The organism is Flavobacteriaceae bacterium GSB9, assembly GCA_022749295.1.
Lineage (GTDB): Bacteria > Bacteroidota > Bacteroidia > Flavobacteriales > Flavobacteriaceae > Flavisericum.
Window position 1 is genome coordinate 437,674 of the sequence record CP062007.1, and the last position, 25,998, is coordinate 463,671.

At 36.8% G+C, this 25,998-nt stretch carries 11 protein-coding genes; 9 read left to right on the forward strand and 2 right to left on the reverse strand.

What is annotated here, in order from left to right; genetic code table 11:
• Window positions 1–37: 37 nt before the first annotated feature.
• Both GSB9_00397 and GSB9_00398 read right to left on the reverse strand, forming a co-directional pair.
• A complete protein-coding gene (locus GSB9_00397) occupies window positions 38–3,007 on the reverse strand; it encodes a TonB-dependent receptor (GenBank protein UKM63851.1) in 2,970 nt (989 codons plus the stop codon).
• A 220-nt stretch (window positions 3,008–3,227) separates the two neighbouring features.
• Entirely contained in the window at window positions 3,228–4,493 is a 1,266-nt protein-coding gene (locus GSB9_00398; GenBank protein ID UKM63852.1) for an oligogalacturonate lyase family protein, read from the reverse strand.
• A 447-nt stretch (window positions 4,494–4,940) separates the two neighbouring features.
• Here GSB9_00398 and GSB9_00399 point away from each other — a divergent pair, with 447 nt between their 5' ends.
• The 9 genes from GSB9_00399 (at window position 4,941) to GSB9_00407 (ending at window position 25,927) form a co-directional block, all read left to right on the forward strand.
• Window positions 4,941–6,203 carry an oligogalacturonate lyase family protein gene (locus GSB9_00399; GenBank protein UKM63853.1) on the forward strand — a complete coding sequence of 421 codons (1,263 nt, stop codon included), beginning with the start codon at window positions 4,941–4,943 and terminating at the stop codon, window positions 6,201–6,203.
• Window positions 6,204–6,212: 9 nt separating this feature from the next.
• The gene (locus GSB9_00400; GenBank protein UKM63854.1) at window positions 6,213–8,963 is read left to right on the forward strand and encodes a glycoside hydrolase; all 2,751 of its coding nucleotides are present in this window, start codon (window positions 6,213–6,215) and stop codon (window positions 8,961–8,963) included.
• A 12-nt stretch (window positions 8,964–8,975) separates the two neighbouring features.
• The gene (locus tag GSB9_00401) at window positions 8,976–10,100 is read left to right on the forward strand and encodes a glycoside hydrolase family 88 protein (GenBank protein ID UKM63855.1); all 1,125 of its coding nucleotides are present in this window, start codon (window positions 8,976–8,978) and stop codon (window positions 10,098–10,100) included.
• Between the two features lie 89 nt (window positions 10,101–10,189).
• Complete coding sequence (locus tag GSB9_00402) at window positions 10,190–11,794, forward strand: family 43 glycosylhydrolase (protein ID UKM63856.1); 1,605 nt, start codon at window positions 10,190–10,192, stop codon at window positions 11,792–11,794.
• Window positions 11,794–14,694, forward strand: coding sequence for a glycosyl hydrolase 115 family protein (locus tag GSB9_00403; protein ID UKM63857.1), 2,901 nt, complete (start codon window positions 11,794–11,796; stop codon window positions 14,692–14,694). The genes GSB9_00402 and GSB9_00403 overlap by 1 nt, the downstream gene beginning before the upstream one ends.
• Window positions 14,695–14,701: 7 nt before the next feature.
• Entirely contained in the window at window positions 14,702–17,677 is a 2,976-nt protein-coding gene (locus GSB9_00404) for a DUF4982 domain-containing protein (protein UKM63858.1), read from the forward strand.
• Window positions 17,664–19,454, forward strand: a complete 1,791-nt coding sequence (locus tag GSB9_00405) for a prolyl oligopeptidase family serine peptidase (GenBank protein UKM63859.1) — start codon at window positions 17,664–17,666, stop codon at window positions 19,452–19,454. The genes GSB9_00404 and GSB9_00405 overlap by 14 nt, the downstream gene beginning before the upstream one ends.
• Before the next feature lie 177 nt (window positions 19,455–19,631).
• Entirely contained in the window at window positions 19,632–22,964 is a 3,333-nt protein-coding gene (locus tag GSB9_00406; protein UKM63860.1) for a hypothetical protein, read from the forward strand.
• Window positions 22,965–23,053: 89 nt separating this feature from the next.
• Complete coding sequence (locus GSB9_00407; protein ID UKM63861.1) at window positions 23,054–25,927, forward strand: polysaccharide lyase family protein; 2,874 nt, start codon at window positions 23,054–23,056, stop codon at window positions 25,925–25,927.
• Window positions 25,928–25,998 lie beyond the last annotated feature (71 nt).

Sequence of the window (25,998 nt, forward strand, 5' to 3'; positions counted from 1 at the left end):
TTTTTATAATTTCTTTAAATGTTAACAATTTTTATTTTTAAAATGTTATGCTTGTTCCTATTTGGAAAGTTCTAGGTCTTGGGTAAACTAAATAGTCTATTCCAACAGACCGGGTTCTAACTTCTGGATCATATCCGGAATAACCTGTAATTACAAATAAATTTGTTCCTGTTAAGTAAACTCTTGCCTTTTTAAGGAAATTTACCTTGTTAACATCAAAATTGTATCCTATGGTTAAATTATCTAATCTTAAATAACTTCCATCTTCAATCCATTGTGAAGAGTATTGAGCAGTTTGTGCTCGACTAGCTCCTGTATTTAATGCAGACTTTAGTACATTTACGCCTGGTGTTTGACTTACATATGAAAACTCTGCAGCCGTATTGTTGTAAATATCATTACCTACTACACCTCTAAAATTTAACGTAGCGTCAAATTTCTTATATTTAAAGTTGTTGTTGAAGCCAAAAGTGAAATCAGGATTTGCATCGCCAATAACCACTTCGTCTGCATTACCGTCATTGTTTTCATCAAGGTAAGTTTCCATACCTTCGTTATCATACCCTGTAAATTGCCATCCATAAAAAGTGTTTAATGGTAGACCTGGTTTGATAATTTTGGTTAGAAGATTGTTTCCTACAACACCAGAACCAGATGTGGTTCTGATTTCATCTCTTTGGAAGTTTTCGTTAGATAATGATATTACCTCATTTTTGTTGGTTGAAAAATTAAGATTGGTTGACCATGTTAAATTTTCATTGTTTATGATATCTGAACTTAAATTAAACTCAAAACCTTTGTTTTCAACCTCGCCTACGTTAGCCCATTGTGTTTGTACTACTGATGGTGCTGCAGTTGAGAACTCTAATAATAGATCGGTAGTTTTCTTCATGTAGTAGTCTATTGAACCCGTTATACGTTGACCAAATAGACCAAAGTCAACACCTAAGTTTAATTGACTAGTTTCTTCCCACTTTAAATCAGGGTTTTGGTAATTTGTTGGAAGGACACTAGGTATAGCCTCTCCGCCAAAAACATAAATGGCAGAACCGGCGATAGATAGTTGTTCTTTATAAAGGTTATTGGGTATTTCTTGGTTACCAGTAATACCATAGCCAAGCCTTAGTTTTAAATTACTAATCTTAGAATTGGCCATAAAATCTTCATCCGCCATATTCCAAGCTAATGCTCCAGATGGGAATGTACCCCATTTGTTATTGGCACCAAATCGGCTGGAGCCGTCACGTCTTAGGGTAAAGGTAAGTAAATATCTTTCCTTTAACTTGTAGTTAATACGACCATAGTATGATGATAAACGATTGGCGTCTTTAAATGAGGTATTAGATTGAATAGTACCAGATTGGATTAAATTCCATTGGGTAGCATCTGATACAAAATTGTTAGCCGATGTAAATGTGTTTTCGGTAACAAATCTTTGATAAGAATACCCTGCTAAAAGAGAAATGTGGTTGTCATCGTTTATTTGCTTGTCATAAGTAAGGTTTGTTTCAGCTAGTATGTTAGTGTTCTTATATTTACTTATAGAAGCGGTACCTCCTTGTCCTTCCCCAGCTGGGTGTGTTGAAGGAATATTAGTAAACCGGCTAACATTTTCGTTAGAGTGACCAATATTGGTTGAAAGTTTTAACCCATCCATTAATTGGAAAGATGCACTTAAGTTGCCAAGAAGTAAAGAACTGTCGCTTTCATCAGAAACATCTACCCATGAAACTGGATTAACCCTTAAAGCTCCAATTTGGTAATAACTTCCATCTTCATTTCTCACAGGTAGAGTTGGCGCCCAACGCAGAGCATCCTTTAAAATGTTACCTCCCTCGTCTGCGATATTGGAATTTAATGCAGCTCTTTGGTCATCAATACTGGCATAAGTAAGGTTGATGCCAATTTTTAGCCTATCATCAATTGCGGAATGGTTAGCGTTTAACCTTCCTGTGTATTTTTTAAGTTGTGAATTTAACAAAATACCTTCTTGGTTATTGTATCCTAAAGAACCTGTTACGTTAGTAGATTCAGATCCACCAGCAAAAGAAATGTTGTGGTTTTGTGTAATAGCTGTTCTAAAAACTTCTTTTTGCCAATTGGTATTAGCGTCTAAGTCTGAAAAAGGTAACCCGTTGCTATTTGCATAATCCCTGTACTCATCAGCAGATAGAAAAGGTAGTAATTCAGGTACATCAGAAACTCCTAAATAAGTGTCGTATGTTAAGAACTCACCATATTTTCCTTTATTTTTAGTGGTTATAACGATAACACCATTTGCTCCTCTAGAACCATAAATAGCTGTTGCCGAAGCATCTTTTAGAACATCAATACTTTCAATATCAGCAGGGTTTATCAAGCTCAATGGATTAATTGCTTCTTCTGAAAGCGGAGAAGATCCAGAAGTTACTGTTCTCACTTGATTATTGGCACTACCAAACTGTAACGGTACACCATCAATAACATATAACGGATCGTTTCCGGCAGATATCGAACTTGTTCCTCTAATTCTAACGGTAGAAGCAGCTCCGGGTTGGCCACTGCTTTGAACAATATTTACACCCGCAATTTTACCTTGTAATAATTGTTCCGGCTGTACAGGAAGCGCATCAATAAAATTTTCAGATTTAATGGATGCTACGGCACCAGTTACATCTTTACGTTTTTGGGTTCCGTAACCAATTACAACAACTTCGTCAAGTTGCGCATTGTCGGTTTCCAAAGCAATATTGTATACATTATCACTTCCTATTAGAACTTCGGTTGATTTAAAACCAACATAAGAAAATACGAGCGTTTCTCCTGGAGATACTAATATAGTGTAATTGCCATCAAAATCGGCACTAGCACCCCTGTTAGAGTCTTTTACTAATACATTTACTCCAGGTAATGGCATGTTTGATGTATCGGTGACTGTTCCCGACACTGTTTTTTCTTGAGCATAACCTATGGTGTGCGTAAACACAAACACAAGTAAGCCCAATAAAATGGTTGTTTTGTTTTTCATGAATAATTTAGTTTAGTTGTTGTTTAAGCATCTAAAAGAGAGAGGTTTAGATGTTTTGTTATGTCAAATAAACAGTTATAATTTTAATTTGGTATCCTGTGCTTTCCTGTTTTTTCTAAAATAGAACACTGGTCAATTTTAAAAATTTAACGATTAAATCATTGTTTAAAAGAGCTTAAAGGGTTTATGTATAGACACCCATTTATTTAAAATTCAATAACTAATTTTTAAGGGGACTTAACGGAATAATCATAATATCGCTCCTTGTTAAAAGACTGGAGTTGAACAAAACCCATTTGCCATCTGGGCTGATGGATTGATGCATGTGCGCTTCATCAGAAAAGGGACTTTTACTTAATAAGCGATGCCCTTGGGTTAGCAATATAGTGTCCTTTAGGTTGGATGCGTTTATACGATATAATTTACCATCAAATGTATCACCAGCAATCCATTTGCCATCTGGAGTTGCATTACAATGCCAATAGCCCCCGGCACCTGTTTGTCCATGGAATTTAAGTTCGTTGGTTCTTAAATCTATTGAGTATATTCCTGTTTGGTTTTTTTGAAGGCGATCAATATGTCCCATTAAATGGAATAAAACTTTATCTGGTCCCATAAATACTTCATGTGTTACCCAGTCGTTTTTTCTTTCCTCGTACAGAGGTCTGTTCGTAACCTTTCCTTTAGAATCAATAGATAATACCCACATGCGTTGAGGGGAGTCTCCACCGGTTTCCCAACAATACATGAGTTCTTCAGAAACATAGGGGTTATTTTGCAAATGGCCTATGCGAAATGGGACTTCAATAATTTTTGTTGTTTGCTGAGTTTTAAAATCTAACTTATAAATGGCATGCTTGTTTTTATTTATTCTTGAAGAAAAGAAAATAGATTCTTCTTTAGCATCCAAACCTATACCTGAAGGTTTAATGGAATCAGGTATTTGAGCAATGGTTCTTTCGTAATGTTGGGGAGTTTTAACATCCTTGGTTTCACTATCTCTTAAAAGTTTACTTAAGTTCAATTCTACTAAGCTATTGTCTTTAATAACGTAAGCAACATTTTTATGCCATCCTAAATGTAGGTTTTTACCCTTATTTCCTGTAGTGATTTGAACAATTTCAAAATTAGTCGTTGAAACCGCATAGTATTGACGGTCTCTGTTTTCTTTTGTGGAAGTTCTGTTTGATGAAAAAATAATATACTTTCCATCTGCAGTCCATTGTGGGTGAGTCTGGTACATTTTGGAATTACTGTGCCTAGATGTTGTTAATGCGTTTACTGTAAACCCAGTAACAGGATCTTTGTATGTATAGTTTTCCGATGGAAACCGTTGGCCGAAAATATCATCGCCAGCCATATCGAAGGTATGGTCGACATCTGAAAGGGAAGAGTAATCTTTACCTTCAACTACTTGAGCATTCATTGAGAGGCAATATAGGAATATGCAAACGACACCCACTGGAATTTTTTTTAAATCTTTCATGTCTTATTATAATGTTTAGTCTCATGGAAAATATTTATTAAAAAAATTAATTCCATCCTGTTCTTACATGTAGATAGATTTTAAAATGATATTTTATCAGGATTCAACAGTATAGAAACTGAGTAATTTTATCCAAAACTAAAATGAAATCGTTACTACGATAAATACAAGTCTTTATTCGCCCTTTTTAGCTATTTACTATTACCAGTAAGCAAGTTAAAAAATTACAGTCTCTATTTTGAATTCTATTGCAAGAGGAGTTGCCAAATTAAACAGATGCTTCTAAAAAAATATTACTGTCGATTCGTCTTTGGGTACAAAAACTATTCAATTAAATGTTATAAACTACAAGGCAGATTAATGTAGTTTGACCTTAATACTACAACTAACAGGATGCAACAGGATAGGAGAACGGGCAATTGATTTTACTTTTATAAAAAATAATAAATGAATTTTTTAAGTAAGACGATATTATGGCTAGCTGTTGTTTGTATTGCTTGTAAAAGCAAGACTAATGAGGTTGCTTCTGGCTCCAATACATCCAAAATGGAACATCCTCTCGTTATGGAAACTGGAAAAGAAAGCTCATTGGCTAAAGTCTGGGTTGATTCTACCACTGGGCATAAAATCGAAAAGCTTGTTAATAGAGCAGGTAGTAATCGAAGTTTTTACTTTCATAATAATCCGTTTTTAAAATCGGAAGACGGAAAAGACGACTTGATGGTTTTTACGGGAAGTTCTGAAACTGGCAGTCAATACTTTTCAATCAATTTAAACACCAAAACAGTTGATCAGATAACAGATAAACCCGGTAGGAAAAGAGGAGAGATAGTAGGTGCTAAAACCCGTAAAGTATTCTATATGGTAAAAGATAGTGTTTTTGCAACCCATATTGATACGCACGAAACCGAGTTTATTTACAAGTTCGACAGCGAGGTCATTGGATCGGTGTCTACGCTAAATGCAGATGAAACCCTCTTGGGAGGTGCGCTTATAACCAAAGAAGAAAACGAAATATTCAAGAGAAACCCCTCTAAGTCAAGTTATTTTGATAAGATATATGAAGCAAAACTTGAAAGAAGTTTGATAACTATCGATTTGGAAACAAAGCAGTTAAATAATATATATTCAGAAAATGCATGGCTCAACCATATTCAATTTTCCCCAACAAATCCCAATTTGCTTATGTATTGCCACGAAGGTCCTTGGCATAAAGTGGATAGAATTTGGACGATTGATATAAAAACAAGGCAAAATCAGTTGATGCATAAAAGAACGGTTGACAGAGAAATTGCTGGTCATGAATTTTTTAGTCATGATGGAACCACCATTTGGTTTGACCTTCAAATTCCAAGGAGCATTACATTTTATCTTGCAGGAAAACATTTAGATTCTGGTGAAGAAACGAGATATGCTCTAAAACGGGATGAGTGGTCTATACATTTTAATATCTCACCAGACCAAAAAACATTTGCTGGAGATGGAGGAGACTCTGGTCAAGTAGCAAGAGCCAAAGACGGCATGTGGATTTATCATTTTACGCCAAAGGGAGATAGTCTAGTTTCGCGAAAATTGGTCAACATGAAAAATCACGATTATGACCTTGAACCCAATGTTCATTTTTCTCCAAATGGAAAACAAATTATCTTTAGAGCAAATTTTGAGGGTACTTCACAAATTTACGCCGTGGATATAAAAAAAGAACACTAATAAAATATCATGCAAAAAAAGAGTTTAATTGTTTTAGTAATATTAGTAAGCTTCACATTTTCTTGTGGTGAGAACGAGAAAATAGATTTGTTTGAAGCCAAAAGCGTAAACCTCAAAAATAACGAGAGTCAACAAAAACCTTGGACACGTTGGTGGTGGATGGGCAGTGCAGTCGATTCGGTTAACATAAAGCAAAATTTAATAGATTTACATCGAGTAGGCATTGGAGGTGTAGAGATTGCACCTATTTATGGTGTAAAAGGCGAGGAAGATAATTTTATAGATTATCTTTCTCCAAAGTGGATGAACATGTTAAGCTATACTACAAAAGTAGCCGATAGTTTGGGTATGCAAGTTGATTTAACTCTCGGTACAGGTTGGCCTTATGGCGGCCCTCAGGTAACGCCAAAACACGCTGCCACAAAACTTATCACCCAAACCTATAACGTAGAAAATGGAGCTTCTTTTTCTAAAGAAATAAAGGTTGAAAATCCAAAAGAAAAGCGTCCGGCTACGTTAAAATTTCTTCTTGCTTTTGGTGATAAAGGAAATTACATCGACTTAACCGAGCAGGTAAATGAAAACCAAATTAATTGGATTGCTAAAGATGATGATTATACGGTTTATGCCATTTTTACCGGTAAAACAGGGCAAAAAGTTAAACGTGCCGCCCCTGGTGGTTCTGGCTTTACGCTAGATCATTATTCTGAAGAAGCGTTAAACGCTTACCTACAGCGTTTTGGTGAAGCTTTAATAGGTTTTGATGGTAATATTCGTTCTATTTTTAATGATAGTTATGAAGTTTACGGAACCAATTTTACGCCTAATTTTTTCGAAGCTTTTGAACAATACCGAGGTTATGATTTAAAGCCTTATATACCATTGTTATTGAGTGATGAAGATACCGAAGAAGGCAACCGTGTAAAGAGCGATTACAGGGAGACGCTGTCGGATTTATTATTAAATGATTTTGATAAACCATGGACGGCTTGGGCCAATAAACACAATTTTAAATCCCGATTACAGGCACACGGTTCTCCCGGAAATTTAATCGATTTATATGCCTCTGCCGATATACCAGAATGTGAAACCTTTGGTTCGATGCCTTACGATATACCGGGTTTACGACGCGAACAAGAAGATATTCGCGAAGGTGACGCCGATCCAGTGATGCTTAAATTCTCTTCTTCTGCAGCGCATATTGCAGGAAAGCCTTTAACGTCATCAGAAACCTTTACTTGGCTTCGTGACCATTTTAAAGTGGCGCTTTCGCAGTGTAAACCTGAATTGGAGGATTTATTTGTAAATGGTGTTAATCACATTTTTTTACATGGTACAACTTACTCGCCTAAGCGTGCAGATTGGCCAGGTTGGAAATTTTATGCTTCTGTAAATTTTAATCCTAATTTGGCTATAGGCGAAGATGAAGCTGAATTATTTTCATATATCGCCAACTGTCAAAAGTACTTGCAATCAGGTAAACCCGATAATGAAACATTACTATATTGGCCAATTTATGATGTTTGGAATACCTATCTTAAGGGGAGTTTGTTCTTTCAGTTTAAAATACATTCATTAGAAGAGTGGTTGCATCACGAACCGTTTTATAAAACCACTAAGAACCTTATGGCTAATGGGTATGCTACCGATTTTATATCAGATGAGTTCATTAACAACGCAACGGTTTCAGATGGAAAAATCAAATTACCAGGAGGCGAATACAAATCACTTGTAGTACCGGATTGTAAAAATATGCCATTGGCTACACTCGAAAAACTGTTAGCACTAAAAAACGAAGGTGCACATATTATTTTTGAAGATCTTCCGGAGACCGTTCCTGGATTTCACAACTACAAAGCACAAAACGAAAGCATGCATAAGTTGATTGCAGAAAATTCTAATATGCTCGTTCCTTCAAAAGATATTTATCGTGATTTAGATATAGCGGGTATTCTACCGGAAACTTTGGTAGAAACGGGGCTGAAATATATTAGACGGGACATTGATGGCGAGAAAGTATATTATTTAGTAAATCATACGGCTAATTTGGTTAAAGGTTATATTCCAACCCAAATTGTTGAAAAAGAAGTAGAACTTTATGATGCTAACCAAGATAAATCTGGAAAAGCACTTACTAAAGTCGAAAATGGTAAAACATGGGTTAAGGTTTCCATAAAACCTGGGGAATCTTTGTTTTTAAAGAGTACGCCAATATCACGTTTAAAAAATTGGGAATACTTAGAGCCCTCAGGCGCATCTTACAAACTCAATGGGAATTGGAATATTTCTTTCTTAAGAGGAGGGCCAACGTTACCGGAAAACGCTAACCTAGTCAAGTTAGAATCTTGGACCAATCTAAGCCAAGCTGCTGAAGGTTTTTCAGGAACAGCAAAATATGGCATTAAATTTGAAAATCCAGATAGTACGGTCAAAAATTGGCAACTTAACTTGGGTGACGTGCGCGAGAGTGCCAAAGTCTGGTTAAATGGTAAATATATAGGTGCGGTTTGGGCAAATCCATTTGAAATAAATATTGGCGAATTAAAAGAAGGGCTTAACCAAATTGAAATTGAAGTTACCAACCTTTCGGCCAACAGGGTTCGAGCCAAAGAATTGCGTGGTGAAGAATGGAAAAATTTCTATGAAATAAACATGGTAAACAAAGATTATCAAAAGTTTGATGCCACAAAATGGGAGCCAATGCCTTCGGGACTTTTAGGCCCAATAAACTTAATACCTTTAAAAGCAATTAAAAATTAAATATATACAACAATGAAAAATAATCTGTTACTCTTTTGTTTAGCCTTATTTGTATCAGGGTTTAGTATGGCACAAACGCCTTTTAATAGGGAAGAGGTTTTGAATAGCATGCAGCTTGCCAATAAATATTTTATGGAAAAATGGCCAGATGTAGGCAAAACTATAGTAACCAACAAGGAGCGACCAAGCAATATCTGGACCCGTGGTGTGTATTATGAAGGATTAATGGCTTTGCACGAGATTTACCCAAAAGAAGAATATTACCAATACGCATATGATTGGGCTGAATTTCACGATTGGAATTTTAGGCATGGAGCAGCAAATCGCAATGCAGACGACTATTGTGCAGCACAAACTTATATCGATTTGTACAAATTAGTACCCGATTCTAAAAAACTTAAAAGCACAAAAGCGTGTATGAATATGCTTCTTAATACGCCTCAAGTTGATGATTGGTGGTGGATTGATGCTATTCAAATGGGCATGCCTGTATTTGCTAAAATGGGGGTTTTAGAAAATGATGAACGTTATTTTGAAAAAATGTACAGAATGTACATGTACACACGAGATAAACACGGAGAGAGTGGACTTTACAATCCAAAAGACGGGCTTTGGTGGCGCGATGCCGATTTTGACCCGCCATACACAGAACCAAATGGTGAAGACTCGTATTGGAGCCGTGGTAACGGTTGGGTAATAGGGGCCTTGGCAAGAACACTTTCTATTATACCTCAGGATGCGCCTCACAGAGAGCAATATATTATCGATTTAAAATCAATGGCAAAAGCATTGGTTCCTATTCAAAGAAAGGATGGTTTTTGGAACGTTAGCTTGCACGATCCAACACATTTTGGCGGCAAAGAAACCTCTGGAACAGCTTTGTTTATCTATGCTATGGCTTATGGTATTAACAATGGTATTTTGGACAAAGAGACCTATTTGCCTGTTGTTGAAAAAGGCTGGAATGCCATTATAAAAGACGCTTTGCATAAAAATGGTTTTTTAGGTTATTTACAATCTACAGGAAAAGAACCGAAGGATGGGCAACCGCTATCTTATGATAAAGTTCCCGATTTTGAAGATTACGGTTTAGGATGTTTTCTTTTGGCGGGTGCCGAAATTTATAGAATACAATAAAATTACTTAGATTTTAAATAATATAAAGCACATTGGTTTAAAACAATAATGCTTAATTTTTATTGTTGCTATAGAATAAGAAATTTATAATGATTAAGAGAAAAACAATACTATCAGGCTTTTCAGTTGTTTTGTTGTTAGTTTCGGTAAACTGTTCACTTTTTGCTCAACTCAATAAGATTAAAAACGACCAATTTTGGAATACCGTTGATGGCAAACCTATCTATAGTCAAGGAGGAGGTATTTTTAAATTTAACGACCCATTTACCGGAAAAGAAAAATACTATTGGTACGGTGTGCATTATGAAGAAGCCGAATTATACCGGGAAAACCCAGCCATAACACACGAAAGAAATCATTTTGTTGCGGTAAGCTGTTACAGTTCAACCGATTTGGTGAATTGGACGTTTGAGAATAACGTGCTTGTAAAAGAAGAAGTCGAAAACCAAGGACGTACCGGGTGGTTAGGCCGTATGGGCGTAGTTCATGTACCTGAATTGAAACAATATGCCTTGTTTATTCAACATAATAACAGTGTTTTAATAGCGCTTTCTGATTCACCTGTCGGAAATTTTAAAAAGCACAACCGCTTGGACATGACCGATAGAATTGGAACCCCTAATACAGGCGACCAAACCGTGTTTACCGACTACGATACCGGAAAATCCTATTTAGTATATTCCTATGGCAGAGGTCGCAACAAGATTTATATCTCTGAAATTGGTGTGAAAGACGGCATGGTAAATCTTTTAGATTGTACACAAGTTTTTAGAGGAAAAGGACGCGAAGGCAATTGCATGTTTAAATATCGAGGAAAGTATTATCTGTACGCTTCAAACTTATACGGATGGGATTCATCGTATGCTTATTATCTGGTCGCTGATGACATTAGAGGACCTTATACCCCAACCAATAAAATGTTGATTACTCCGGGAAGTATGGATGATTATTCACATATTACGCAAACAGGATTTTTCGTCAATGTAAAAGGTTCAAAACAAGAAACAGTTATTTTTTGTGGCGACCGATGGGCTGATTTTGCTGGAAATGGTTTAGGTTACAACCAATGGTGTCCCTTATCGTTTGATGATGAAATGCCATATTTTAACTCCTTAAATGCTTGGAAGCTCAACGAAACTACAGGCGAATGGACTGTTTCTAACGATAATAATTACGTGAAAAACCCCAGTTTTGAAGCAGACCGTAGGCATATCCCAAGTCCCGTTAAACCAATTAAAGAACAATTATTGGCATGGCATTCTCAAGTACTTCAGGGTAATGTTATTGTGATAGAAGATGATAGTTCGCCTGTTTTAAACCATTTTAATACAGAGTCAGACCGTAAATATGTTATTGGAGAAAAAAGCTTAAATATTTCAGACAGTATAGATTTTAAAAGAAAAGTTTATCAGATTATTGAGTCTAGTCCGTATGTTACATTACCGGATGGCACATATCACTTATCGGCAAAAATTAGAAGTCAAGGAGGTTTTAATAAACTAGAAATGTATGCCGAAAGTGGTGGAATTAAAAATAACAAATCCATAGATGATACGGTTGGAAACTGGAGTACAATCTCCCTAAGAAATATACCAGTAAAAAATGGTAAAATAGAAATAGGATTTTATGCCGATGCCAAAGCCCATTCTAGTTGCCAGATAGACGATGTTATCCTAATAAGGGAGTCCGAATAATGAAGAATCCAAAACAAAATATATTTATTGTTCTGGTATGCCTTTTTTTTACGGTATTGGGATTTCCTGTTAACTGTAGCTATCAGGCTTCTAATAAATTTGAAATTTATACCTCAAAACACCAAACCGCTATCTTATATGATAAGGATGCCGCTGCTCTAGATTCTATTGCGGCCCATTTACTTTCAGAGGATATCTATAAAATCACCAATTACAGACCAGAAGTGATAACCGACTTTAAAAAGGTTAAAGGTTCTGTTATTGTCATCGGAGAACTTGATTCCGAATTAGTCAATCAATTTCTATCCCAAAACGATTACAGCTCTGTTTTTAAAAACCAATGGGAAAGTTTCCTTTACAAAACTACACAAAACCCTACAAAGCATATAAAAAAAGCCTTTATTATAGCTGGAACCAATCCACGTGGAACAGCCTATGGTGTGTTTAATATTTCAAAACAATTAGGTGTAAATCCGTGGTACTGGTGGGCCGATGTTCCTATAAAAAAGCAAAACGAACTTATTTTACATCAGAAAGATTATTTTAGTAAAGCTCCATCGGTAAGGTATCGCGGCATCTTTTTAAACGACGAAGACTGGGGCCTCCAACCCTGGGCAGCTAAAACTTTTGAATCCGAAACGGGGGACATAGGCCCGAAAACCTACTCCAAAATTTTCGAGCTCCTACTCCGTTTAAATGCCAACGCCATTTGGCCAGCCATGCACCCCAGTACCAAAGCCTTTTTTCATTATCTGGGCAATGTTAAAATGGCCAATATTTATAACATTGTTATAGGCTCATCTCATGCAGAACCTATGCTAAGAAACAATGTTGATGAATGGAATAAAAAGAAATTCGGAGCTTTTAATTACAAAACTAATAAAGACCAAGTTTATCATTACTGGGAAACCCGGGTTAAACAGGCGCAAAATATCGATGCTATTTATACGATGGGCATGCGTGGAGTTCATGATAGTGGTATGGAAGGCGTGAAAGGTAAAGATGAAGCTGTACAACTTTTAGACGGCATTATTAAAGATCAAAGAGGACTTATAAAAAAACACATTAATAACGACCCTACCAAAGTACCACAGGCCTTTACCGTATATAAAGAAGTGTTAGATTTATATAAAAATGGATTAGAAGTCCCTGATGATATTACCTTAGTATGGACTGACGATAACTACGGCTACATTCGTGCGCTTAGCAATACCGAAGAGCAACAACGTTCGGGAGGTGCTGGTGTATATTACCATGTGTCTTACTGGGGCAGACCGCACGATTATTTATGGTTGAACACTACGAGTCCGTACCTCATTTGGGAAGAAATGATGAAAGCCTACACGCTAAAAAACAAATCCATCTGGATTTTAAATGTTGGCGATATAAAACCTGCCGAATACAACACACAGTTATTTTTGGACATGGCTTACGATGCCTCAAATTTTGAAGACATTGATGCGGTTACCCAGCATCAGCAAGACTTTTTTACTAACATTTTCGGGGAAGATTATGGTAAAACCATTGCTGGAATTAAAAACACCTATTACCACTTAGCTTTTGAACGTAAACCGGAATTTATGGGCTGGAGTCAAACCGAACCCACAACCCCAATTTATACTTCGGATTATAACACATTTTCATTTGGTGATGAAATTGAAAACCGTATTGCGGCCTATCATAATATTGAAAAAAAAGTAAAAGCCATAGAAATAGAGCTTCCGGAAGATTTAAAATCAGCTTTTGTTCAATTAGTAAGCTACCCCGTTGAGGGCGCATCAAACATGAATAAAAAATTCCTGTACCGAGATAAGGCTTTAGCATATGCTAAAGAAAACAGAAAAAGTGCATCAAATTACAAAGCGCAATCTCACCAGGCCTATGACAAGATTGTAGCTTTAACTGAAAAATACAATACGCTCTCTGATGGAAAATGGCGCGGCATTATGCATATGAAACCTCGAAATCTACCGGTGTATCAAAACCCTCAAATTATGCTTTCTGAATATACATCAGACGATATTTTGGGTGTTTCGATAGAAGACACTTTAAAAACCACAGAAGGTTTAAGTAAACTGCCAACCTTTTATGTGAATAATTCAGCCACACATTTTATAGATATCTTCTTAAAATCTAATACTCATACCAAATGGTCATTTACAAATATCCCTGAATGGATTAAGGTTTCAAGCCAATCTGGGTATCTTAACAGTGATTCTTCATTACTAGAAGAACGAATTCTGATTTCAATCGACTGGGATTCATGGGCTAAACATGGAAAGGCGACTTCAGATGTCATCACAATTGAAGCTAAAAACTTCAAAAAAGATATTCAAATTAATGTTTCAGAAAGTTATACTAATCTGTCTAAAGAAACCATTATCGAAAAAAACGGGTTAGCCGTTTGGTATGCCAACAGTTTCAGTAAAAACGAAGCCAAAAATAAAGTCTTTTGGAAGCCTTTAAAGGGCTTGGGCCACTCTGAAAATGCTCTACAAGCAAGACCTTTAAATGCAACTTCATTTTCAGATTATAAAAACGCACCTATTTTAGAATATGATATTTACACAGAAACCATGACAACTCATGCTAATTTGAGTCTGTATGCACTTCCAACACACCCAATAACAACCGATGGTAGTGTTAGAGTTGCTGTGCAATGGAACAATAACCCTATTGAGATAATTGACTTTAAAACCGAAGGCAGAAGCCGAACCTGGAAACAAAACGTATTAAGCAATACTGCTGTAAAACAAATTCAGGTTCCTATTGAAAATAAAGGCAAGCAAACCTTAAAAATTTATATGCTGGATGCTGGTCTGGTCCTTGATTATTTTATTTTGAATACTACCAACACTATTGAAAACCCATATCATTTAGAACGTGAAACTAAACTCTAAGAGACCAATGCGAATCAATACCATATTCGCCATACTAATAACCTGTTCTTGCACCTTATTGGCTCAGGATTTTGATCGTACAAAATTCAATTTCAATTCCGATTGGACATTTAAAACTGGTGATCATGAGGAGTCCATAAAAGAAACTTTCGATGATTCGAACTGGAAAAAGGTTACTTTACCATACGCTTATAACCAGCGTGAAGCCTTTTTAAAAGACATTGCAGATTTAACCACGGGTATTGTTTGGTACCGAAAATCTTTTAAACTTCCTCAACATACCATCGATAAAAAAGTGTTTGTTGAATTTGAAGGCATCCGCCAAGGTGGAACTATTTATGTGAACGGAGAAAAAATCGGGATGCACGAAAATGGCGTTATGGCTTTTGGATTTGATATTTCTGAGTATGTAAAACCTTTCCCGGCCAACAATACCATTGCCTTGCGTATAGATAACGACTGGAAATACAGAGAAACGGTGACTAACGCCACCTACCGCTGGAACAACATCAATTTTAACGCTAATTATGGCGGGATTCCTAAAAACGTGTATTTACATATTACCGATAAAGTCTATCAAACCCTTCCGCTGTACTCCAATCTAGGAACAACAGGGGTTTACGTGTATGCTAAGGATATTGATATAAACAATAAAAGTGCGGATATTCATGTTGAAGCCGAAATAAAAAATGAAGACAATAATAACAAAACAGTAGCTTTACACGTTGAAATTTTTGATAATAACAACACCAAAGTCGCTGAATTTACCTCTATACCTTCAACTGTAAAACCTGGGAATACAACAACTTTAAAAACAAACAAGCTCCTTAACGATTTACAGTTTTGGAGTTGGGGCTATGGTTATTTGTACACGGTAAAAAGCTTCTTAAAAATAGATGACAAGCTTACCGATAAGGTCGTCACCAAAACTGGTTTTAGAAAAACTGCATTTAGACAAGGGGAAGTCGTTTTAAACGATAGAGTCATTCAAATAAAAGGTTATGCACAACGTACAAGTAACGAATGGCCAGCCATTGGTATGTCTGTTCCCGCATGGTTGAGTGATTTTAGTAACCGTATGATTGTTGAAGGTAATGGAAATACCGTTCGCTGGATGCACGTGACCCCGTGGAAACAGGATGTTGAATCTTGCGACCGTGTTGGATTGATGCAAGCTATGCCGGCAGGAGATGCCGAAAAAGACTCGCAAGGCGACCACTGGAAACAACGGGTAAACTTGATGCGTGACGCTATTATTTACAACAGAAATAATCCTAGCATTATTTTTTACGAATGCGGAAACGAGGTTATTAGCGAACCTCACATGCATGAAATGAAAAGCATAAGAAACACTTACGACCCTCATGGTGGTCGCGCTATTGGTTCGCGTGAAATGCTGGACAGTCGAGAAGCCGAATACGGTGGCGAAATGCTTTATATTAACAAAAGTGCAGGCAAACCCCTTTGGGCTACTGAATACTCCAGAGATGAAGGCTTACGAAAATATTGGGATGAATATACACCGCCTTACCATAAAGAAGGCGACGGCCCCTTATACCGAGGGAAACCAGCCACCGATTACAACCACAATCAGGATGCCCATGCCATTGAAGACATTACCCGATGGTTTGACTATTTTAGAGAACGTCCAGGCACTGGAAATCGTGTGAGTTCTGGTGGAGTAAATATTATATTTTCAGATACCAACACCCACCATAGAGGCGAATCGAATTACAGAACCAGTGGTGAGGTGGACCCGATGCGTATCCCCAAAGATGGCTTTTTTGCCCATCAGGTCATGTGGGATGGCTGGGTAGATATTGAAAACCACCGCTCCCATATTTTAGGCCATTGGAATTACACAGATAAAGTGGTTAAAAACATCTATGTCGTATCTACCGGTAACAAGGTCGAACTATTTATTAATGGCGTATCTCAAGGTTACGGAAAACAAAGCAAACAGTTTTTGTTTACTTTTGAAGATATTAAATTCGAAAAAGGCACGATCAAAGCCATAAGCTACGATAACGAAGGCAATAAACTTAGTGAAGCTGAAAAAATAACGGCCGGTGAACCTTACGCTATAAAATTAACACCACACACCAATCCGTCAGGCTTCAAAGCAAATGCCGCCGATGTTGCTCTGGTTGATATTGAAGTGATTGACCGGGAAGGCAACCGATGCCCTATTGACAATAGTCTTATAAACTTTTCAATTCAAGGTGATGCCACTTGGTTAGGAGGTATTGCTCAAGGGCCTGATAATTACATTCTATCCAAATCTTTACCTGTTGAAAATGGCATCAATCGCATTATGATTCGATCTGGTTCCAATGCTGATAAGATTAAAATTAATGCGACATCACATGGATTAAAATCCGCAAAAATAACCTTAGAAACGGTACCTTTTGAAACGACTAACGGACTTTCAACACAATTACCAGATTCGGGGTTAGAAAGCTATTTAGGCAGAGGACCAACGCCTAAAACGCCTTCTTACACCATAAAAAGAGAACCACTGTATATTAAGCATGCCGAAACGGTATCGAATATTGAGGAAGCTTACTTTAGCTATGATGATAACGAATTGACCGAATGGCGAAACGATGGCAAAATGAGTACAGCGCAAATAAGGTATACCTTAGCTAAACCTGCTATAGTGAATCAATGTGTGGCTAAATTTACCGGATGGCGTTCTAAAAGCTATCCAATTCGTATTTTAGCAGACCAAACTGTTGTTTACAAAGGCAATACGCCACAAAGCTTAGGCTATGTTACTTTGCCTCTAAAACCCGTTTTAGCACAACAAATTACCATTGAACTCATTGGTGCTCAAACTGAAAACGATGCATTTAATGAAATCGTTGAAGTAGATCCCAATAAAGAACTCGATTTATATAAAGACAAAACCGTAGCAGACCAAAAAGGTCATTTACGTATTGTAGAAGTAGAATTTTATAGCACACAAAATGAACAAAACTAACACGCTTTTCGCCTTACTTTTCATAGCACTTTTCAGCCACAGCTATGGTCAAACCGAAATTCCGCTTTGGAACAATATTCCTGGCGCCATAGCAAATACAGATTACAAAGAGGAATTCAGATTAGATAAAAATGGGGACCCCAATGCGATACGTAAAGTATCAATTCCAACAATCAAGCCGTTTTTAGTTGATAATAACAACTCCAAAAATCCGGCAGTTATTGTGTGTCCCGGTGGTGGTTATGGTGTGCTATCACATATCAAAGAAGGCGATAAAATTGCTGAATGGTTAAATTCTATTGGTATTTCAGCTTTTGTTTTGAAATATAGATTACCAAATGATGGTATCATGGAAAACAAAACCATTGGTCCGCTTCAAGATGTACAGGAAGCCATTAGAACCGTAAGGAGACAAGCTGAAAAATGGCATTTAGACCCCAGTAAAATTGGTGTTATCGGGTTTTCGGCCGGTGGCCATTTAGCGTCGACCGCTTCAACGCATTATAACGACAAGGTTTATAAAGCTGATGGTTTTAGTGCGCGACCAGATTTCTCGATGCTTATCTATCCGGTTATTTCTATGGAAGAAGGTATTACCCATAACGGTTCCAGAGTAAATTTGCTTGGTAAAAATCCTTCAGAAGAACTCATTGAAAAATATTCAAATGAAAAACAAGTTAATGGCAATACACCTCCAACTATTTTAATTCATGCAACTGATGATTATTCTGTACCCGTTGAAAACAGTATAAATTACTATATGGCTCTAAAAGAAAATAAAGTGCCTGCCGAAATGCATATTTATGAAAATGGTGGTCATGGCTTTGGTTTAGGGCGATTTGGAACTCATTTAAACTGGCCAAACGCTTGCGAAAATTGGTTGGTTGCCAATGATGTTATTCCAGAAAAAGAAGTTTATATGTTTTCCTATTTTAAAGGAAATGGAGAAGATGGTTTGCATTTAGCTTATAGTAAAAACGGCTTTAAATGGAAAGCGTTAAACGATGACAAGTCGTTTTTAAAACCAGAAGTTGGTAAAGATAAGCTCATGCGCGACCCTTGTATTATAAAAGGTAACGATGGGCTCTATCATATGGTCTGGACCGTTAGCTGGACCGATAAAGGTATTGGGTACGCGAACTCCAAAGATTTAATACATTGGTCTGAACAGAAATTCATTCCGGTTATGGCACATGAAGAAGGCACCAGAAATACCTGGGCTCCAGAAATTACATATAATGAAAACACCAAAGAATACATTATTTACTGGGCTAGTACCATTACGGGAAAATTCCCGGAAACTCAAATCGAAGAAGACGCCGGTTATAACCACCGCATGTATTACACCAAAACAAAAGATTTTAAAACCTTCACACCTACCAAGCTATTTTATGAACCAGGCTTTAACGTAATAGATGCTACCATTCAAAAATACGGTAATGAAAAATACGTGATGTTCTTAAAAGACGAAACGAAAAAACCGGTTCAAAAGAACTTAAAAGTAGCGTTTAGTGACAACCTGGAAGGACCATACAGTAAAGCCAGTGCACCCATTACCGGAAAATACTGGGCAGAAGGACCAACAGCCATTAAAATTGATGATAAATGGATTGTGTATTTCGACAAATACACTAATCATCAATACGGTGCCGTACAATCTTCCAACTTAAAAAATTGGGAAGATATTTCAGATAAAATTGAATTTCCAAAAGGCATCAGACATGGCACTATTTTTAAAGTGCCTGCTTCGCTATTGCGAAAGCTACTAAAAGAATAGCCATACATCGCTAAAATATGTATTTTATCCAACTTAATATTAATTACAGGTAAGTGCAGGATAGCAATCCTTGTATTCATTTTTATATTTAGAAAATCTTAATGCTATGGGGTTTCAATTAAATTTAATATATTCATAGTGTTAAAAAATAATTAATTAAACAACTTTACTAAAATTATGAAAACAACTTTACTAAGTAAATTTGCTGCGTTTTGTGTTTTAGTCTTCACTGTGGGGACTTTAAGCGCGCAAAATGCAGTAACATGGACAGGAGCTGTGGACACAGTATTTGTCAATCCAGCAAACTGGGATCCTAACGGAATTCCGGATGCAACATCAGATGTTACCATCGGTGCAGATGCCACCAATTTGCCTCACTACATTACAACACTATCTGAAGCAGGAAATGCTAATGACAATGTTAACTTGTTGAATGGTTCTAACTCAACGTTAACCATATGGGGTTTAATGACGGTCGCTAGGACTAACTATTTTGGTGGTAATTTGGTACTCGACAGTATTCCTGATACCCCGGGTGGTAGTCTCGATATTAGAGGTCAATCGCGTTTTGGTCTTGTGGACAACCCAGCAACAATAACGGTTAAAGAAGGAACTGTGTTAAACTCGAAAAACCAATTGATTATTGGTGAAAGTGGTGATGCTACTTTGAATATTCAGGGTGGTATGGTAACTTCAACGCTTAATGGTCTGATTTTAGGTGGATATGCTGGTAACGGTAAAATCAATCTAACCGGAGGAGAATTACACCTTGCTGGAGGTTTTGCTATTAACGAGGCTGGAGCAGGTACTGGTGAGTTATATATTAACGGAGGTACGCTTTACCTTGCAGGAGATCAAACAACTGTTGTTAACGATTATGTAGCTGCAGGTAAAATTACAACAAGACCAAGTAGATTAATTGGAGCGCAGTATGACGAAGGTGCTGACGAAACTTTTGTGGTTTCCTACGATCCAGGTGATGCCATCATGTGGACTGGAGCTGCTGATACAGACTTTACAAACCCTGCTAACTGGGATTTAGGTATTATTCCAGAAGGATCAGATGATGTATCAGTTGATCCTGATGCACCAAACGCACCAACTTTAAGCGTTTCGTTAAGATCGGTTGATCCTGCTAACAATTTCTTGCAAGGCGCGGTTAGCCATATGACAGGTACACCTGGTGTTCCTATTACGATAGCTGCTCCTTTGGCCATGTGGGCCGGTGGAGGAAACTTCTTTAGTGGTGATTTAAACATTGAAGAAGGTGCTGATGTTAATATTAGAAATCAAGCACGTTTTGGTCAAGGACCCGCTACAACCATTAATGTAAATGGTGGTCTTATTAACTCTAAGAACTATTTAATTTTAGCTGATGGTGGTGATGCTACTCTAAACATCAATGGAGGACGCTATACTTCTACAGGACAAGGTATTTTACTTGGTGGTTATAGTGGTTATGGAACGGTAAATATTACTTCTGGGTCATTAGAACTTAATGGAGCTTATGATTTTGACGTGCGTGCAGATCGTTCAGGAGCTGGACATATCACAATTAGTGATGGTAGCCTTATACTTGGAGGAGACCAAAGAGGATTGGTTGATGGCTGGGTTGCAGATGGTAAAATTAAGGTTGCGCCTGGATACACCCTTGATGCTCCTGCTTTTGATTTTACAAATACAACTATTACAGCAAGTGCTGGAGCTCCTGCAAAAGAAGTTGCTTATTTAACAGCGTCTAAAACAATGGGAGCTGGTGCTTCTGCCGTCGATAACGATGCCATCATCAGAATGCTTCAAGCCGACCCTAACTTTAACGTTACTGTAATAGTTGATCCAGCTGCCGATATTGATCTTTCTGGATACGATTTAGCTATTGTTCAAGAAACTTTTGGTTCTAGTAGTGCTATTTTTAGTGGTACTGGTTCAGCGGCTATTCAAAATATTAGTATTCCAACAATTTTCAATAAAACTTATGCTTGGAATTCAGGCAAGGCTGGAATTACAGAAACAGATGCAAATATTGTTGCGTCAACAGCAACTTCAATTGATGTGCCTCATGGTGAAAGAAGATCTGACCCGTTATTTAGTGGTATTGATTTCTCTGAAGGAAATTCCGTAAGAATTTTTGCTGAATTGGCAAACGATGATGGAACGCCTGGTGGAAGTACTGGTTTTCAAATCTTAAATGATCTAGACATTGTTAACAACACTATTGGTGGTTCTTCAGGTTCTTTGCATGCTCAAGTTCCAGATGTAACTACTCCAAGTGCTGCTATAGTATTCAACGAATTACGTCCAGGAGTTCAATTAGGAGAAAACACAGAGGATGTATTAGGAGCTCCAGTTATCGCTTTTTCTATGAACTACGGTGCAATTGCCTTAGGCGATGGTGCTAACCTTTCATCTGAAGCGTTAACAATCTGGAGAAATGCAGCTTACCATTTAACTGGTATGATTTCACCGGATGAGTTATATGTGAATCCTGATTATGTTGCTCCTGTAATTGATTTAGCTTATGTACAAAAAGCTGGCTTTACAAGTGATGCAAGTGCGTCAAGTTCTACAAACGACCCTATTATCAGAATGTTTCAAGCTGACGATAATTTTAATGTTACCGTAATTGAAACTGATGCAGATGGTACTGGTTTAGACTTAACAGGTTATGATTTAGTTATCGCTCAAGAAACATTTGGTTCTGGCGATGGTATTTGGACTGGACCTTTAGCTCCTAAAAATCTTACAATTCCTTTTATAATGAATAAATCATGGGCTTTAAGAGATGGTAAAGCGATTTCTTCAGCTGGTGCTATTGTTGAGCTTTCTGCAGAAACTAAAGTTTCTATTGATCCAAGTAATCAATCCAACATGTTGTTCAATGGAATTGATTTTTCAGGAGGGAATGATGTTATCCTTTACAACGAGTTGGCCGATAATACAGGTGCAGCTGGGTCGAACGCTATTGACGTATTGAATAACCTTGAAATAAGCGTTACGGGTACAAACCTTGCTACGGTTGCTGATGTTACTACTTCTCCTGATACTTCTATTATAATAAACAGTATTCCTGAAGGAACACAACTAGGTACTGACGCTGCTGATTTAACTAAGGCGGATATGGTTGCTTTTGCCTTTAATTATGGAGCCATTATTAGAGGTGATGGAGCTAACATTTCTCCTGAAGCATTAACTATCTGGAGAAATGCAGCATATATGCTTGCTGGAGAACCAGTTCCTAGCTCATTAGTAGCTAATCCAGATTTTACACTTGGCATTGATAAAGCAGGAGCGTTTTCTAATGTATCATCTAACGTAAGAGCTATTGGAAGCAGAATTTATGTTTCTGACGTAAAATCTTCTACTGAAGTTAATATCTACAGTATGACAGGTGCTTTAGTGAAAACTATTAAAACCAATACTGATACTAACTTTAGTTTTAACTCTGGTCTTTGGATCGCAACAGTTAAAACTTTAGAAGGAACTAAAGCTGTTAAGTTATTAGTTAAATAATAAGTAAATGTTGTAAATTAACAACATTCAAGTTAAATTATAAGGGTGCGTATTTTACGCACCCTTATTTTTTTAATCAAATTAAAGCTTTGAAAACACAAATTTCTATAATACGTTTTTTTGTCACACTTGTATTTTTTCTTCTAACCTTTATAGGGAATTCATACGCACAGACCATTGTCTGGGAAGGCGATGTGAATTCAGATTTTTACAATCCAGACAACTGGAGTGATCCATCAATAGATTTTTCTAATATACAAGACGCTTCTCTAATTATAGTTGCCGGTAACCCATATAACCCTATTCAGACCGGAGGTAACTCTGGAGACATAAATTACCGTCCTGGTACTTTGAATATTTATTCAGATTTAAATGAGGTAGCAGATGCCACGTTCAACGGTATATTATTACCATGGAATAGCAGTTATTTAAAAGGAAACATAACACTAAATGCTCCAGCAGATTTAAATATTAGAAGTGCTGTATATTTAGGAAATGCTTATAATGCCACACTAAATTTAAACGGTGGAGCCATACACAGTAAGAATGAGTTTTATATTGGTTATGCTCTTAACGGAAACGCTGAAGCCAATATTTTAGGAGGTACATTATATGCAGGAACCTATCTTCACGTAGGTAACAATAATAATGCAACTGGAACTTTAAATGTTTCGGGTGGTATTGTAGATGTAGCAAATGGCGTGTTAATAGGAACCAATGGTACTATCCATATTTCTGATGTAGGAGCTCTAATCGTCAATGGCGATCATACCGCTGTGTTAAACAATTATATTTTGGATGGTAAAATCACCAAACCTGATGGTGATAGTTTAGATGTGAGTTTCGACGGAAGTAAAACGATAGTTTCTATTAGCCAAGACCCTAATCGTTTACTCAAAGAATATGGCACTTATGTGGTTTTAGATAATGGTATTTTGCAAGCTACTATTGACAAGTTTACAGCTAATATTATGTCTTTGAAAGTTAATGGAGTTGAAACATTGGCACAAACCAATTACAGCCACAACGATAGGGTAGGAGCTTACTTTAGTTTCAATGGTCCATACGGCTATACAAGGCTCTCAAATTGTAAGTTTTCAATAAAAGCAGAAAGTGACGACTTTATAGATGTTTCTTTTAAAAGAAAATATTCTGAAGATAATTTAGAACCAACCATTGATGTTGATGTGCATTTTGTACTTAAAAAAGATGACACTGCACTTTACTCTTACAATATTTTAGATCACTTACCTGAATATCCAGATTTCGACTTAGGGATATGGCGACATGTATTATGGATTGCGAATGATGGCACCGATTATTTAGCTGAAAAAATCTATGTTACTGAACAAAAAAGTTGGCAAATGCCTTCTGTATACGATTATCAAAACGCATCATCTACTGCAATAAAGGAAATAGTTAAGCTAAATACAGGTGTAAGAGCGGGTAAATATGATGGTAAATACCAATATTCTGAGAATTATTACGAACTCCCAGTTTGGGGGCATGCCAGTGATGTTAACCATATAGGGACATGGGCTGTTTTTGGGAATCATGAATACTTCCCGCAAGGTCCAACAAGTCATGAATTAAATGCGGCAGCCGGTATTATTCATGTGTTATTTAATCAGGTGCATTATAACTCCAAAGGGTTTACGATACCACAAGGTGAAAGGTGGTCTAAAATTTACGGTCCGTATTTAATCTATACTTCCTTAAAAGATACAGGTGATAACAATTGGCAAGATGCTAAGTTAAGGGCTGATCAAGAAAGTTCTAAATGGCCATATGCTTGGTTAACAAACACTCCAGAATATCCTCGGGCCGACGGCCGTGGTAATATAACAGGAAATTTTTCAATAACAGATTCTGAAAAGCCCAATTTAGATGGAAGTAATGCATGGATTGGGGTAACCCAATTAAACCCAGCTTCTGGTGGCGATTGGCAATTTGAAAGCAAGAGTTACCAATATTGGGCCAAAACTGATATGAATGGTGATTTTAACATCAAACATGTGCGTCCAGGAACTTATACCTTATTTGCTTTTAAAAGCGGCGCAATTAGTGATTTTAGAATGGAAAATGTAGAAGTGTTAGCCAGTAACACAACCAACATTGGAAACCTAAATTGGACTATTCCTCGTGATAGTGGAAAATTGCTTTGGGAAATCGGTATCCCAAATAGAACTGCAGCTGAATTTAAACTTGGTGATTTTGAGTATTGTGAAGGGTTTGTAGAAGAAAAATTTGAAAATACTTTTCCTAATCCCATAGAATACAATATTTCAGATAAAAATTGGTCTGAAGTGATTCCCTATGTGCATACTAAATACATTAAAATGTCTGATGGAAGTTGGAACCGTTGGCACTGGAACTTTAATTTTAAAACAAAGGGCCTGCCTCCAAGTGGTTCCTCTAAATTAACTGTAGCTTTTGCCAGTGCAGACCATGCACAATTTTGGATAGATTTTAATGGTACTAGCATATATCAAGGATATCCTGAAACGCCTTCTGGTGGAAACGCTTGGCTACGTCAATCTAATCGTGCTAAGTACGGTATTCAAACCTTTGAAGTTCCAAATCATTTATTCAAAGTAGATGGAGAAAATACATTAACCTTTTTAATGCCTTCAAATTCAGGAAATAGTCACCTTATGTACGATTATATTAGCTTGGAAGGTGATGTAAATGTTGTTTTAAATAATGATAGTAAAAACAAAAAGAAATTTACTTATCATATTTTCCCAAATCCAACAAAAGGTGTTTTCAATATAACCCTACCTCCAGAGATAACTGAAATTGTAACAGACCTGTATAGCATCAACGGTGCTTTGATTTATTCTGAAAAACATAGCAATATTCAAAATAGATTAACACTTGATATTTCAAATAAACCAAATGGTGTTTATTTCTTGAGGATTATGGAAGAAAAGAAAGTGATGGTTAGGATAATTAAGAAATAGCAGTACTATTAATAACTAATTTAACTTTAAGTTCATGTATGATAGAAATAAAAAAAGCTTCCATTTTTAAC